This is a genomic window from Novosphingobium sp. BL-S-32 (assembly GCF_056857055.1).
In genome coordinates this window covers 3,029,584-3,042,980 of the sequence record NZ_CM166476.1, presented here as the reverse complement: position 1 = coordinate 3,042,980, position 13,397 = coordinate 3,029,584, and the positions used below count along the sequence as shown (strand labels likewise).

Genomic DNA, 13,397 nt, shown 5'->3' with positions numbered 1-13,397 from the left:
CATTCCTACCTTCCAACCGTACCGGCCATTTCCCTGGCTACGGTGACGTCGTCGAATGGCAGCACGCGAACAGTATCGCCGCTGCCGATGATCTGCCCCTGTTCGTGCCCCTTGCCGGCAACGAGGACGATGTCCCCTTGCCAGGCCTCGGCAACGGCCGCGCGGATCGCCTCGCGCCGGTCGCCGATTTCGCGTCCCTTTCCGTCCATGCCGGCAAGCACCATGGCGCGGATAGCGGCAGGGTCTTCGCCGCGCGGGTTGTCGTCGGTGACGATGGCGAGGTCTGCCCCCTCTGCCGCCACTTTGCCCATTTCGGGGCGCTTGCCCTGATCACGGTCGCCACCGGCGCCGAAGACCACGATCAAACGACCGTTCACATGCGGCCGAAGCGCGGCAATCGCCGCCTCCAGCGCATCGGGCGTATGCGCATAGTCGACATAGACCGGCGCGCCAACCGAAGAGATCGCCGCCCGCTCAAGCCGCCCGCGCACGGTGACAAGGCGCTTCATCGCGTCGAAAGTCGTATGCGGATCGCCGCCGGTCGCCAGCACCAAACCCGCCGCAACAAGGGCGTTCGCCGCCTGATAGGCCCCGATAAGCGGCAGCTCGAGCACGCGGGATTTCCCGTCGTACTCGAGCTCCAGCTTCTGGCCGAGTCCGCCCGGCGTGCGACCCGAGAGGCGGATGCTGGTGCCCTTGGCACCCACGGTGAAACACTTGAGCCCGCGCTTTTCGGCGTGGGCAATGGCCTTGTCCGACCACTCGTCGTCGGCCCAAATCACGGCCGTGCCGCCTTCGACGACCACTTCGTCGAACAGGCGCATCTTGGCCGCGAAATAGTCGTCCATGTCGGCGTGGTAATCGAGGTGATCGCGCGACAGGTTGGTGAAAGCGCCTGCCGCCACATGCGGCCCTTCGATGCGGAACTGCGAAAGACCATGGCTCGACGCTTCGTAAGCGACATGAGTCACGCCTTCGCGGGCAAGGCCGGTCAGGTTCGCGAGGAACGTGACGATATCGGGCGTGGTGAGCCCGGTCGAAACCGTCTCGTCGCTGGTGGTCACGCCCAGCGTCCCGATCGAGGCGGCGCGTTGCCCGGCCATGCGCCAGAGCTGGCGGGTCAGCTCCACCGTCGAAGTCTTGCCGTTGGTGCCGGTGACGGCCACCAGCGTTTCGGGCACCGGCTGGAAGAACGATGCGGCGAGCGCGGCGAACAGGCGGCGCGGTTCCGGATCGGCGAAATGGATCGCGCCTTCCACCTTCGCCTCGGGGCGAGCAACAATGGCGACCGCACCAGCCTCGATGGCGGCGGCGATGTAGTCCTCGCCATTGAACTTCGCGCCCTTGAAGGCGCCGAAGACGGTTCCGGGCGCAACTTTGCGATGATCGATCGCAAATCCGGTCACATTCACGTCCGCGCCTGCGGGAGCCGGGATACCGGCTCCATCATTCACAACAGCGCAGAGGGCACTCAACTTCATTCTTTGTCGCTCCCCGCCGGAACCAGCGGCTTGAGGTCGGAAATATCGATGTCGCGGGTTTCGTCCGGCATGATGCCCAGCAGCGGCCCGATACGCGGAATGACGCGAGAAATCACCGGCGCCGCATTGAAGGCCGCCGTACGCTGGAACGAAGTGGCCTCGGTGCCCTGCGGCTCGTCCATCATGGCGATGACCACGTAACGCGGGCGGTCCATCGGGAAGGCCGAGGCGAATGTGGCGATCAGCGAGTGGTGGCGATAGCCGCCGGCGCCGGGCTTTTCGGCCGATCCGGTCTTGCCGCCGACGCGGAAGCCCGGAGCATCCGCCTTGCGGCCGGTACCGTAAGCCACGATCATGCGCAGCAACTGACGGATGCGCGCGCTGGTGGCGGCGGTGAATACGCGGCGACCTTGCGGGACTTGCGAGGCATCCAGCTTCTTCAGCGTCGCCGGACGCCAGATGCCGCCATTAACGAGCGCCGCATAGGCCGAGGCAAGATGGAGCGGCGTCACCGCGATGCCGTGCCCGTAAGCGACCGTCATCGTGCGCAGGCGCGGCCATACGCCGCGCGGCCAGAGCGGGAAACCGCGCGCGGGCAGCTCGATCTGGGGGCGCTCGTTCATGCCGAGCGATTCCATCGTCTGCTTCAACTTCACCCCGCCCAGTTCGTCCGCGATCTGCGCGGTGACGACGTTGGACGAGTGGATCAGCGTCTCCGGCACGTTCAGCGAGGCGCCGAAGTTATGGCTGTCGTGAATGGTGAAGCCCGCCACATGAAGCGGCGTGGCCGGCCAACGGCGGCCGAGATTGGTGATCGTGCCGGCATCGAGCGCGGCCGCGATCGTGATCGGCTTGAAGGTCGAACCCAGTTCGTAGACCTGGTTGGTCACGCGGTTGAAACCGTGCGGCACATCGCCCTGCGCGGCCTGCTCGGGGGTGATCATCATGTCCGAAGGCTGGACGTGGTTGGGATCGAACGAGGGCAATGAAGCCAGCGCCAGCACTTCGCCGGTATCGACATCGAGCACCACGCCCGCCGCGCCCTTGGCCTTGCTGAGGCCCATGCCGCGTGCCAGCTCGTCCTCCAGCGCGCTTTGCACGCGGAAGTCGATCGAGATCTGCGCCGGTTGGGCACGGCCTTCGGGGCTGGTGAGTTGCTTGTCGAACGCCTCTTCCATGCCGACCTGGCCCTTGCCATAGCTATCGACATAGCCAAGCACCGATGCGGCCATCGATCCCTGCGGATAGAAGCGGGTGGCCTCCAGCGGATATTCCAGCGCGGGCTCGCCCAGCGCGTGGACCTTGTTCGCGTCCTCGGGAAGGATCGACTTGCGCAGATAGCCGGGCTTGCCCGACGACAGCTTGGAGATCAGGTCCTTGCGGTCAAGATCGGGGAAGATACGGATCAGGCCGTCCGCCACTTGCTCCGGCGTGTGGATCAGCGCCGAGCCTTCGCTCATCGCCTTGGGATTGAACCAAAGCGAATAAGTGCTGAACTCGCGCGCCAGAGGCACGCCGTTGCGATCGACGATCTCGCCGCGCTGGGGCACCAGCAGGCTCGAAAGATCGCCGTCACGCCCGCCGGGGCCCGTCACGCCGAGCCAGCAGATACGCGTCAACGCCAGAACCCCCACCAGCGCGAAAACCCCCAGGATCCACAGCGTGCGCAGCTTGGCGACGAGCAGCGAGCGCTGCCGTACGTTCACCAGCTTGCGCCGCCCGGTGGATACCGTGGTGGGGATCGCGCCCATGGGGAAGGCGGGAGCGTTCACTGCTGGGCAGCCTCCGCCACTTCGATGCGTGCCAGACGCTTGCCGAGACCGGCGGCGTCACGCAGCATTTCCTCACGCTCGGGATCGCGGCTCTTCAAACCGACGCCCACCGCGCGCGCCGCCGAGGCTTGCGACGGCGTGGCCGCATGCGCGGGGTCCACCGGCGAGACCATCGCCAGCAGGCCGGTGCCTTCCTTCGCCCCGGTCTCTGCCGGGGCCGCCTGTTCGGCATTGGCATAGCGGATCGGCTGCGGCGCACCCGGACCCATCGGCTTGCCCAGCGCGGCAAGCTGGCGCTCGCCCTCGATGTACTGACCGGCCGAAGGCGCCTTGTAGCCGAACTCCAGATCGTTGAGCTGGTTCAGCGCCTGCTGGTTGGAGCGGGTCTGGAACTCAGTCTCAAGGAAGTTGATCGACTGCTGCACGCGCACGATGTGGTTCTCGGTCGAATGGACCTCGCTTTTCATGGCGTTGACACGGAGAGTGAGCGCAATGGTTGCCGCGCCGCAGACCAGCAGCACGGAAATCCACCCGATCGAATGGACGCGGTCGCGCGTGAGGTTCATGCTGCACTCCTGTCTTTGGGCCGGTGCTTGGTCGTTGTGGGGGCTTGGGTCCGCACGGCACTGCGCAGCGTGGCCGAGCGGGAGCGGGGGTTGGCTTCGAGTTCGGCTTCGCCGGGGCGAACCGCCTTGGCGACTTTCTCGAACGTGGGCTCCGCACCGCCGCTGACTTGCGGCAGATGGCGCGAGGTGGTTCCGCCCTGCCCCGCCGCGTCGCGCAGGAAGCGCTTCACCTTGCGGTCCTCAAGGCTGTGGAACGTGACGACGGCAAGCCGTCCGCCTGCGCGCAGCACGGTTTCCGCGCCGGCAAGGCCCTGGTCCAGCTCATCCAGTTCACCGTTCACGTGGATGCGGATCGCCTGGAAGGTGCGGATCGCCGGGTCCTTCGGCGGCGCGCCCTTGCCGCCCTTGTAGGCCGGGTTGTAGCCAAGTGACTTGCGCACGACGCGGGCCAGTTCGGCGGTCGTTTCCAGCGGCCGGGCCGCGACGATCGCGCGGGCGACGCGGCGCGACTGACGCTCCTCGCCATACTGGAACAGCACGTCGGCGATCTCCGCCTCGTCACCCTCGTTGACGAAGTCGGCGGCCGAGCGGCCGTCCTGGCTCATCCGCATGTCGAGCGGGCCATCGGAACCGAACGAGAAGCCGCGCTCTGCCTGATCGAGTTGCATCGAGGACACGCCGATGTCCATCACGACGCCGTCCACTTCTGCCACGCCGACTTCATCGAGACCGGCGACGATCTCTGAAAAGCGGCGCGCGTGCAGCACCAGACGCGGCGGGCTAGCATCCAGCTCCGGCCACTTGGTGCGGTTTTCCTCGATCGCGGCAATCGCGTCGGGATCGCGGTCGAAGGCATGAACCGTCGCGCCTGCATCGAGCAGACGGCGCGTATAGCCGCCCGCACCCAGCGTGCAGTCGACAATGACGTCGCCGCCCCGGGGGTTCAGGGCGGCGACGACCTCCTCCAGGAGGACGGGCACGTGGGGTACTCCCACGGGAATAGTGCGTGATGCGGTCATTTGCGGCCCACCTTGGCCAGATCCTTGGCGGCGAGGCTGCGGCAGGCGGTCTGTGCCGCCTTCCATCCTTCATCCATTTCGTAGAGGCTCTCGGGCGACCAGACGGTGAAGAACCGCCCATTGCCACGGAAGTAGAGCTGGTCGGTCACGCCTGCGAGCGCGGAGAGGTCTTCCGGCAGGACGAAGCGGCCCGAGCCGTCGAAGGGAACCTCGTAAGAGGCGTAAATGTCGCTTGCCCGCTTGTCGGCATCGAATTCCTTGCCGGCGCGGATGGCCATGTCCTGCTGTTCCTTGAGCTCTTCCTCGAACTCGTCGATGCGCGAGAGGCCGAAGCCGACAAGGCAGGGCCAGCGGTCATGCGTGGTCAGGCAGAGCAGGTCCTTCCCGCTCGATTCGCGCACGGTGGGGCGGAATGCGTTGGGCAGCACGAACCGGTTCTTGTCGCGCAGAAGCGAGAAGCCTTGTCCGTTGTATATGTATGGCCGCCCCGCCATGACGATGCCGCCCGCCCTTTCCTGCCCTGTTCCGGTCGATGTGTTTCGGCCGGTTCGCCCGGCACGGCCGGGTCCGCCTCGACATGACCGATCCGCCCCCGCCGCCGCCAATGCAGCAAGGTCCGGCTCCCTTGCAGGAGCACGGCAAGACTCAGCCATTCCGATTGACCGCCTTTGTATAACGGGAGGGCGGGGGATAAAAGGGAAATTTGGGGATCAATGGGAACAATTCCCCGATTTCTCTCCGAATTGGAGTGGGCTCATATCCGCAAGAACCCGTCGATTAACCTGGCATTAACTCCATAAGTGATTGATTTTATGTAGTTGAGTCTCCGGTAAAATACCTAACCCGGATCGTCCCCAAACGCCCCCGTTCGATCCCCACTTTTCAGGCGGCAGAGCAGGATATCGCACACCGCCGGCGGATCAGCAGGATCCCGGCGCGCCGAGACCCGCGGAAAAACACGATATCGAGGCGGGCCCCGTCGGTGGACGGCAAGAAGGGACACCGCAGATTCGGGAGAGCAAGGACATGTGCATCCCCGGATTTCCCCTAAACGACCCGATCAGCGCCATCCCGTCATTTCCCCGGAGCGCGATACCTTCCCCGGAAATCCCCAATAGACGAATCCGGGAATCCGCGGCGGCATACCAGCGGGCAAGGACAGGGGAATCAGGAAGGCCGGCGACCATGCGCCGGCGATCGCGCGCTTACTGCGCGTCGAGCGGGGGATTCCCGGTAGTATCTGCGGCAGAGCCCGTTGCGCTCGGCGTCGGCGAGGGATCGGAGGCCGGCACCACGCCGATGTCGGCCAGCGGATCGGCGACCTGCCGCTTGGGCTTGGCATCGACCGCGACCACCGCGCGGATCGGATCCTCGGCATCGACGAGCCGCGCGCGGTCCATGATGATATTGGCCAAGCCGACGATGAGCAGCATCGCGCAAAGGCCGAAAAGGCCCACTTGCAGGCGGTGCACGGCCTGCGCGCGCAGTTCGCGCGCGGACGGCGGCGCGAAGTGCTGCACGGTCACGACCGGTTCGACCAGACTGGGCGGAATGTTTCCTGCCATCGGCAGGCCGTTTACCTCAGCTTGCCAGCCAAGGGAAGACCGGCAAGCCTTTCGCCTCCAGCCATTCGCGATTGTAGAGCGAGGAAAGGTAGCGGAAGCCGGTATCGCACAGGATCGTCGCCACCCGCACGTCGCGCTTTCCGGACGCCACGAGGTCGCGCCCGAGCGCAATCGCGCCCGCCACGTTGATGCCCGAGGACAGGCCCAGGCACAGCCCTTCTTCCGAGAGCAGACGGCGCACCCATTCGAGGCCTTCCTCGTCGGAAATGCGGTACTGCGTATCGATCGGCGCGCCTTCGAGATTGGCGGTGATTCGGCCCTGACCGATACCCTCGGCCACCGAATTGCCTTCCGCCTTCAACTCGCCGTGCGCGTAGTAGTTGAACAGCGCAGCGCCGTGCGGATCGGTAAGTGCGATCGTGACGTTCTCGTCGAAGGCCTTGAGGCCAAGTCCAGTGCCCGCGATCGTGCCGCCAGTGCCCGCCGCGCAGGTGAAACCGTCGATGCGGCCGTCCATCTGCTCCCAGATCTCGGGCGCAGTGCTCTCGATATGGGCCTTGCGGTTGGCGATATTGTCGAACTGGTTGGCCCAGATCGCGCCCGGCGTCTCTTCGGCGAGGCGGCGCGAGGTGTGGACGAAGTGCCCGGGGTTCGAGAACGGCGCGGCCGGGACCAGAACCAGTTCAGCCCCGAGCGCACGCAAGGTGTCCATCTTCTCGCGCGACTGGGTTTCGGGCATGACGATGATCGTCTTGTAGCCGAGCGCATTGGCGACAAGCGCGATGCCGATGCCGGTATTACCTGCCGTGCCCTCGACAATCGTGCCGCCGGGCTGGAGCAGCCCTTTCGTTTCGGCGTCGCGCACGATCCACAGCGCCGCGCGGTCCTTCACCGAGGCGCCGGGATTGGCGAATTCGCACTTGCCCCATATCTCGCAGCCGGCAGCTTCGCTGGGGCCCTTGAGCAGAACGAGCGGCGTGTTGCCGATGAGGTCGAGAGTGGAGCGCTGAGGTACGGGAGCAGTCATGTCCGCACACCTAGGAACGCGAAGGCCAAGGCGCAAATGAATTGCGCTTTAGGCACATAAAGCGTGGATCGTTTTCCGGTGAGCCGATACCCGAAGCGGCGCCTGTCCGGCATCGCTTCGGGCCTGGAACCACGGCTCAGTCTTCCTGAGCGATCGTGACCTTGCAGCCTTCGAGCGCGTCGGTGATCGGCACCTGGCACGACAGGCGCGAGTATTCGTTGCGGTGATCGGAGCTGTCGAGCAGGTCGTTCTCGTCCTCGCTCATCGCGGGAAGCTTGTCCGCGAAAGCCGGGTCGATGTGAACGTGGCAGGTCGCGCAGGAGCAGCAGCCGCCGCACAGCGCCAGCAGTTCATCGAAACCACTGTCACGAATGGTCTCCATCAGCGTGCGGCCAACACTTGCTTCAACGGCCGACTCTTCACCCGACTGATTGATGACGATGATCTGCGGCATTCTCGTCCATCCTTTTCTGATACAGCATGTATCATAACAGGCCCATTCCGGCCTTTGCCCGTGGCTGCTAAAGGCTGCAACCCCCTTTGGCAAGAAAGACGCAGAATGGGCTTGAGCGCTGACGCACTGAAATTTGGACTGGACGAAATCGCCGCACGCGAACCGGCCATGGCCCTTGCGCTCGAACGCGCGGGCTATCCGGAACCGCGAATCCGCGCGACAGGCTATGCCACGCTGCTGCGCACGATCGTTGGCCAGCAGGTATCGGTCGCCGCTGCGGCCTCGGTATGGAACAAGCTGGAGATACTTCTGGGCGAAGGCATCGCACCGGAGATGCTTCTGGCCGCCGAGTTCGACGCGCTGCGGGCCTGCGGCCTCTCCCGCCAGAAGCAGGGTTATGCGCGGTCACTGTGCGAATTGGTGATGGCGGGATCGCTCGACCTCGACAACCTGCCCAGGGATGACGAGGAGGCCATTGAACAGCTCGTGCGGATCAAGGGCATCGGGCGCTGGTCGGCCGAGATATACCTGCTCTTCGCGGAAGGACGGCCCGACATCTGGCCCGCGGGCGACCTTGCCGTGCAGGCCGGGCTGCACAAGATCCTCGGCCTTGATGCCCGGCCCAGCGAGAAGGAAGCCCGCGAACTGGCGGAGCAATGGCGGCCGCACCGCGGCGCGGCGGCGATCTTCACCTGGCACTGCTATAACAACCCGGCGCTTTAAGCGTTCACGACGTCCGGTGCCGGCGCGAACATCCGCGCCTCCATCCAGCGGCGGATGCGCGGGGACTGACGCTCGGTCAGCAGCGAGATCAGCGCGCAGGCGGCCACCACCACCGCCAGCAGCGCTGCAAAGGCCATGGGACTGCGCCCGGCCACCAGCCCATGCGAACGCGCCAGTTGCAGCAGCGGCCAGTGGAACAGGTAGAGCGTGAAGGAAAACCCGGCGAGCAGCGCCGCCGGCTCCTTCATCCGCATGACCGTCTCCGCGAAACGCTCCGCCACCGGTCGCAGCGAAACAAGGGCCATGACCATGATCAGCCCCATCGCGAAATCGGCGAGCGCCCACTCCGACCACTGCACTTCGCCCGGCCACCAAGCCTTGAGCAGCGGATTGAGCACCGCACGGTCGACCTCGAACAAGGCGAGCGCAAGACAAAGGCTCACCGCCATCGCGACCGGCGCAATCGGCAGCGGCAACCGCCTCGCGGCCGGTGTATGCGTCAGCACGACGCCAAGCAGCCAGACCGGCATCAGCAAGAGGATGGCCCCGCCCGCGCTGAAGCAGCCGATGATGACGGTCGCCACCCGAGCCCAGCCGCGCAGGAACATTGCCATCGCGAAGATCGCGTAGAACCACACCTCGTAGCAGAGCGACCAATATGGCGGGTTCCACACCGGCGCGGGCATGCCCGGCCAGGCGCTGACGAAGGCCATCGGCGGCAGCAGACGACTGGCCACCGCGATAGGATCGTTCGGGCTGTTATCGATGGCCACGGGCAGCGTCCCTGCCAGCACATAAGCCGCCAGCACCGCGAAAAGCAGCGCCGGGATCGCCACCGGCAGAATGCGCGAGACGCGGGCGACGAAATAGCGCGGCAGGCTGGACCGACCGCCGAGCACCGAGCTGCTGATGACCAGCCCCGAAAGCACGAAGAACACGATCACGCAGTAATGCTGCATGCGCAGGCCGAACGGAAACGGCCCCCGATAGATCCCCAGCTGCACGGCATGGCCCACCGCCACCAGCAACGCCGCGCCGAAGCGCACGAAATCGAGCAGGACCGAAAGCGGCCGGGTCAGGAACCGCGCATCGGCTTCCGTCGGTGCAAGGTTCGATATGGGGTCGGGCACGGCCTCAGGCCGGGGGTGCGATGCCGTCGATGAAGCCGGCCAGCGCCACATCGCGCTCGCTCAGCCCTCCGGCGTCGTGCGTGGTCAGCGTGATTTCCACCCGGTTGTAGACGTTGAACCACTCCGGGTGGTGATCGCGCTTCTCGGCCTCGATGGCGACGCGGGTCATGAACCCGAAAGCCGCGTTGAAATCCTTGAATTTCAGCGTGCGGACGATGGCCATACCATCATCGCGCAGTGTCCAGCCGGGAAGCGTTTCCAGCGCCTGCGCGCGCTCGGCATCGGTGAGACGGGCGATCGACATGGAATCCTCCTCTGCCACCGGTAGTTATGGCACACCTTGGCCCGTTGGGCTCTGCTTGGCAGCCCCGCGCCTTTCTACTATCGCAGGGTCGCATGCAAGGGGCATCCATAGCAATCGAAGATCTCTCGTGTCGGCGTGGGGACAGGGTCCTGTTCCGCCGACTCTCGCTGCGTCTTGCTGCCGGAGAGGCGCTTCACGTCACCGGGGCCAACGGCGTGGGCAAGTCCAGCCTGCTGCGCATCGTCGCCGGGCTTGCCCCGGCTTTTGGCGGACGCGTGGAAACCAGCGGCACGATCGGCCTTGTCGACGAGCGCCACGCGCTCGACCCCGCGCTTCCTCTCGGCCGGGCGCTGGCCTTCTGGCGGGGGCTGGACAGCGCGGGCGATCACGCGCTGGAGCGGCTTGGCCTTCCCGCCCTGCTCGACGTTCCCGTCCGCTATCTTTCGACCGGCCAGAAGAAGCGTGCCGCCCTTACCCGCCTGATCGGGCAGAATGCGGCGATCTGGCTGCTGGATGAGCCGCTCAACGGGCTCGACGGCGATGCGGCAGCCTTGGCCGAGACACTGGTTGCCGAGCATTGCGCCGGTGGAGGAATTGCCCTGATCGCCTCGCACCAGCCCTTTGCCCTCGCCCACAAGCGCACCCTCGCGCTCGGCGAGCACGCAGCATGAGCGGACGTTTCGCCCCCCTGCTCAAGCGCGACCTTGCGCGCCTGCTGCTGGGCGGGCGCGGCGGCGGAGCGATGATGCCGGTGCTGTTCTTCCTCTCGGTCGCCATGCTCTACCCCTTCGCGGTCGGCCCGGACGTACCACTGCTGGCGCGTACCGGCGGCGGCGTGATCTGGGTAGCAGCGCTGCTCGCGGCGATCCTGCCGCTCGACCGCCTTGTCGAACCCGATATCGAGGCGGGCATGTTCGACCAGTGGGCGCTGCGCGGTATTTCCGAGGAAATGGTCATCGCCGTGCGCGTGTTGGCCCATTGGCTGAGCTTCGGACCGCCGCTGATGCTCGCCGCCCTGCCGGCTGCCGCGCTGCTGGGAATTGCGGGGCGGACGCTCGCCATCGTCGAGCTTGGCCTGCTGGCGGGAACGCCCGGCCTTGCCGCGCTGGGCGTCACCGTTGCCGCGCTCACCGCGGGGCTGCGCGGAGGCGCCGCGCTCGCAGGGCTACTGGTGATCCCGCTGGCGGTGCCGGTGCTGATTTTCGGGGCGGGAAGCCTTGGAACTGGCGGGACCAGCGGCCTTGCCCTGACGGCAGCAGCCAGCCTGGTGCTGCTGGCTATCGCACCCTTCGCAGGCGGCGCGGCGGTACGAACCGCGCGCGGCTGAAAGCGGCGCCTTCATCGCCCCAGCGGTTGGCACCCGCCGCTCCGGCCACGCATAGTCTTCCCGTAACGATCCGGCCCAAGCCGGACGCCGGGAGAATGCGATGCTGGGCCATCAGGAACTGATCGACGAGGCGAAACGCCAGACCGGCCTGAGCGATTTCGGCGCCGACACGTTTCGCGAAGGGCTGGAGATTCTGACCACCTCGCTTCAGAGCGAGGCCCGTCTGAATGCGGCGGGCGAGCAGGCTCTGACCGAGCGGATCGTGCTGCACCTTCGCCAGCGCCTGCTGATCGAGGACTGGTACCGCCGCCATCCCGAAATCGACGAAGAGCAGATCGTCGCCCCGCTGTTCGGCGTCAGTCTGCCGCGCACGGGATCCTCGGCGCTGTCGTTCCTGCTCTCCAGCGACCCGGAAATCCGTTACTTGCGGGTCTGGGAGAGTTCGCAGCCCTGCCCTCCTCCCTCGACAGTCACCGGACCGGATCCGCGTCGCGGCGTAGCAGCGACCAGCGGCGATGCCCTGCTCAAAGGCGGCAAGCGCACACCTTCGGGGATTGATGGCGCCATGGAGTGCCAGGACCTCATGGCGCTCGATTTCCGCAGCCAGATCTTCCAGGCTTTCGCGCAAGTGCCGACTTATTCGGACTGGCTGCTCAATGCCGATCTTTCCAGCACTTACGCTTATGAAAAGCGCGTGCTCAAGCTACTGCAATGGGGCGCGCCGACGCGGCCGTGGCGGCTCAAGGCGCCGACCCACATGCTCTACCTTGATGCGCTGGTCTCGGCCTTTCCAGATGCGCGCTTCGTGATGACGCACCGCGATCCGGCCGAAGTCATCCTCTCGGTGGCGACCGTCTATGCCGACATCATCGGCAAGTTCACCGACCATCTCGACCTCGAATACCTCGGCGCGCTCAACTTGCGCTGCTGGTCCGAGGCAATGAACCGCGCCATCGCCTTTCGCGAGAAGGGCAACGACCACCGTTTCCACGACATCCACTTCCGCGCCATGCACAAGGACCCGCTGGGCGAAGTGCGCGCGCTCTACGCCTGGCTGGGCGAGGACGTCTCACCCGCTTTCGCGCAGGCCATGGCCGACTGGTGGAACAGCAACGCCAGTGCTGAGCGCATGACCAAGCCGGATCCGGCCCATTTCGGGCTCGACCTCGCCGCCGTGCGCCAGCGCTTCACCCCTTATCTCGAGCGCATGGAGCGCTGGGCGCCGTTCGATGCGACGGCATGATCCTTCCATCCAGACACAGGTGACCAGACAATGAGTAAGGCGAACAGCGGCCGGGTGAATTTCGACGAGGCCGCACGGATGGCGCAGACGGTGGAAGGCGGGCCGCGCTACGCGCCGCTGCGCCTTGAGGATGTCAGCCCCGAAGGGCAGGAGCAGGTCGACGCGATTCGGGCCGCCTTCCACATTCCCGAAAGCCGCCCCTTCCCCGATGTCAGCCTGATCACGCTGCGCCATCCCGGCATGTTCAAGGGCCAGATGGTGCTGGGCATCGAACTGGCGGCACGTGGCACGATCCCCGGACGCGAGCGCGAGCTGATGGTCCTGCGCCTGGCGCGAATCGCAGGCGCGCCGTTCGAATGGTGCGAGCATGTCGATATCGGCAAGGCCTTCGGCATCACCGCCGAAGATCTCGACCGCGTGCTGGAGGGTTCTTCCGACCCGGGCTGGAGCGAGCACGAGGCCGCAATACTGCGGGCGGTGGAAGAACTCGTGGCCGATCACTGCATGGCCGATTCGACCTGGGACACGCTGGCAAAGACCTGGGACGAGAAGCAGATGCTCGAAGCACCGATGCTGGTCGGCTCTTATCTTATGACGGCACTTCAGCAGAACACGCTGAAAATCCAGCCGAAGGGCGGTTTCGACTACCGCTAATTTACCGCCGCCCACGGCGCGGTTTTCACTCGATAGCAAAATGAAGCGCGCGCTGCCCATGGGCGGCGCGCGTTGACATGTCTGTGGACAAGTCCGGTACTATTCCGGGATATGCAGAGGACAGACAGTGCA

15 protein-coding genes are annotated in these 13,397 nt (G+C 65.8%); 5 read left to right on the top strand and 10 right to left on the bottom strand.

Translation table 11 applies throughout. The features are described 5' to 3' along the window. Positions 1 to 5: 5 nt before the first annotated feature. The 8 genes from AC1VVK_RS14425 to AC1VVK_RS14390 form a co-directional block, all read right to left on the bottom strand. Complete coding sequence (locus AC1VVK_RS14425; protein WP_482903507.1) at positions 6 to 1,481, bottom strand: UDP-N-acetylmuramoyl-L-alanyl-D-glutamate--2,6-diaminopimelate ligase; 1,476 nt, start codon at positions 1,479 to 1,481, stop codon at positions 6 to 8. Next, positions 1,478 to 3,232 (bottom strand): peptidoglycan D,D-transpeptidase FtsI family protein, encoded by a 1,755-nt coding sequence (locus tag AC1VVK_RS14420; RefSeq protein ID WP_207904733.1) that lies wholly within the window; start codon positions 3,230 to 3,232, stop codon positions 1,478 to 1,480. Before AC1VVK_RS14420 ends, AC1VVK_RS14425 begins: the two co-directional genes overlap by 4 nt. Before the next feature lie 17 nt (positions 3,233 to 3,249). Continuing rightward, positions 3,250 to 3,819 carry a hypothetical protein gene (locus tag AC1VVK_RS14415; protein ID WP_482903506.1) on the bottom strand — a complete coding sequence of 190 codons (570 nt, stop codon included), beginning with the start codon at positions 3,817 to 3,819 and terminating at the stop codon, positions 3,250 to 3,252. Then, positions 3,816 to 4,838, bottom strand: coding sequence for a 16S rRNA (cytosine(1402)-N(4))-methyltransferase RsmH (rsmH, locus tag AC1VVK_RS14410; protein WP_482903505.1), 1,023 nt, complete (start codon positions 4,836 to 4,838; stop codon positions 3,816 to 3,818). The genes AC1VVK_RS14415 and rsmH overlap by 4 nt, the downstream gene beginning before the upstream one ends. Beyond that, positions 4,835 to 5,332 (bottom strand): division/cell wall cluster transcriptional repressor MraZ, encoded by a 498-nt coding sequence (locus AC1VVK_RS14405; RefSeq protein ID WP_132389338.1) that lies wholly within the window; start codon positions 5,330 to 5,332, stop codon positions 4,835 to 4,837. Before AC1VVK_RS14405 ends, rsmH begins: the two co-directional genes overlap by 4 nt. Before the next feature lie 711 nt (positions 5,333 to 6,043). Beyond that, positions 6,044 to 6,403: a hypothetical protein gene (locus AC1VVK_RS14400; protein WP_482903504.1), complete on the bottom strand. Its 360-nt coding sequence runs from the start codon at positions 6,401 to 6,403 to the stop codon at positions 6,044 to 6,046. A gap of 16 nt (positions 6,404 to 6,419) precedes the next feature. Beyond that, complete coding sequence (locus AC1VVK_RS14395) at positions 6,420 to 7,430, bottom strand: cysteine synthase A (protein ID WP_482903503.1); 1,011 nt, start codon at positions 7,428 to 7,430, stop codon at positions 6,420 to 6,422. Positions 7,431 to 7,566: 136 nt separating this feature from the next. Next, positions 7,567 to 7,884 carry a 2Fe-2S iron-sulfur cluster-binding protein gene (locus AC1VVK_RS14390; RefSeq protein ID WP_132389334.1) on the bottom strand — a complete coding sequence of 106 codons (318 nt, stop codon included), beginning with the start codon at positions 7,882 to 7,884 and terminating at the stop codon, positions 7,567 to 7,569. Positions 7,885 to 7,989: 105 nt separating this feature from the next. Between AC1VVK_RS14390 and AC1VVK_RS14385 the strand changes: the two genes are divergently transcribed. Then, positions 7,990 to 8,607 (top strand): DNA-3-methyladenine glycosylase family protein, encoded by a 618-nt coding sequence (locus AC1VVK_RS14385; protein WP_482903502.1) that lies wholly within the window; start codon positions 7,990 to 7,992, stop codon positions 8,605 to 8,607. On the opposite strand, the gene AC1VVK_RS14380 is transcribed toward AC1VVK_RS14385, so the two are convergent. Then, on the bottom strand, positions 8,604 to 9,737 hold the full coding sequence (locus AC1VVK_RS14380) for an acyltransferase family protein (RefSeq protein ID WP_482903501.1): 1,134 nt from the start codon (positions 9,735 to 9,737) through the stop codon (positions 8,604 to 8,606). The two genes, AC1VVK_RS14385 and AC1VVK_RS14380, sit on opposite strands and share 4 nt — an antisense overlap. A 4-nt stretch (positions 9,738 to 9,741) precedes the next feature. Continuing rightward, entirely contained in the window at positions 9,742 to 10,041 is a 300-nt protein-coding gene (locus AC1VVK_RS14375; protein WP_132389328.1) for a 4a-hydroxytetrahydrobiopterin dehydratase, read from the bottom strand. A gap of 92 nt (positions 10,042 to 10,133) precedes the next feature. Between AC1VVK_RS14375 and ccmA the strand changes: the two genes are divergently transcribed. The 4 genes from ccmA (at position 10,134) to AC1VVK_RS14355 (ending at position 13,265) form a co-directional block, all read left to right on the top strand. Further along, complete coding sequence (gene ccmA / locus AC1VVK_RS14370) at positions 10,134 to 10,712, top strand: heme ABC exporter ATP-binding protein CcmA (RefSeq protein WP_482903500.1); 579 nt, start codon at positions 10,134 to 10,136, stop codon at positions 10,710 to 10,712. Continuing rightward, on the top strand, positions 10,709 to 11,368 hold the full coding sequence (locus AC1VVK_RS14365) for a heme exporter protein CcmB (RefSeq protein ID WP_482903499.1): 660 nt from the start codon (positions 10,709 to 10,711) through the stop codon (positions 11,366 to 11,368). Before ccmA ends, AC1VVK_RS14365 begins: the two co-directional genes overlap by 4 nt. 100 nt (positions 11,369 to 11,468) lie before the next feature. Beyond that, entirely contained in the window at positions 11,469 to 12,611 is a 1,143-nt protein-coding gene (locus AC1VVK_RS14360) for a sulfotransferase family protein (RefSeq protein WP_482903498.1), read from the top strand. Between the two features lie 30 nt (positions 12,612 to 12,641). Beyond that, a complete protein-coding gene (locus AC1VVK_RS14355) occupies positions 12,642 to 13,265 on the top strand; it encodes a carboxymuconolactone decarboxylase family protein (protein WP_482903497.1) in 624 nt (207 codons plus the stop codon). The last annotated feature ends 132 nt before the right edge of the window (positions 13,266 to 13,397 follow it).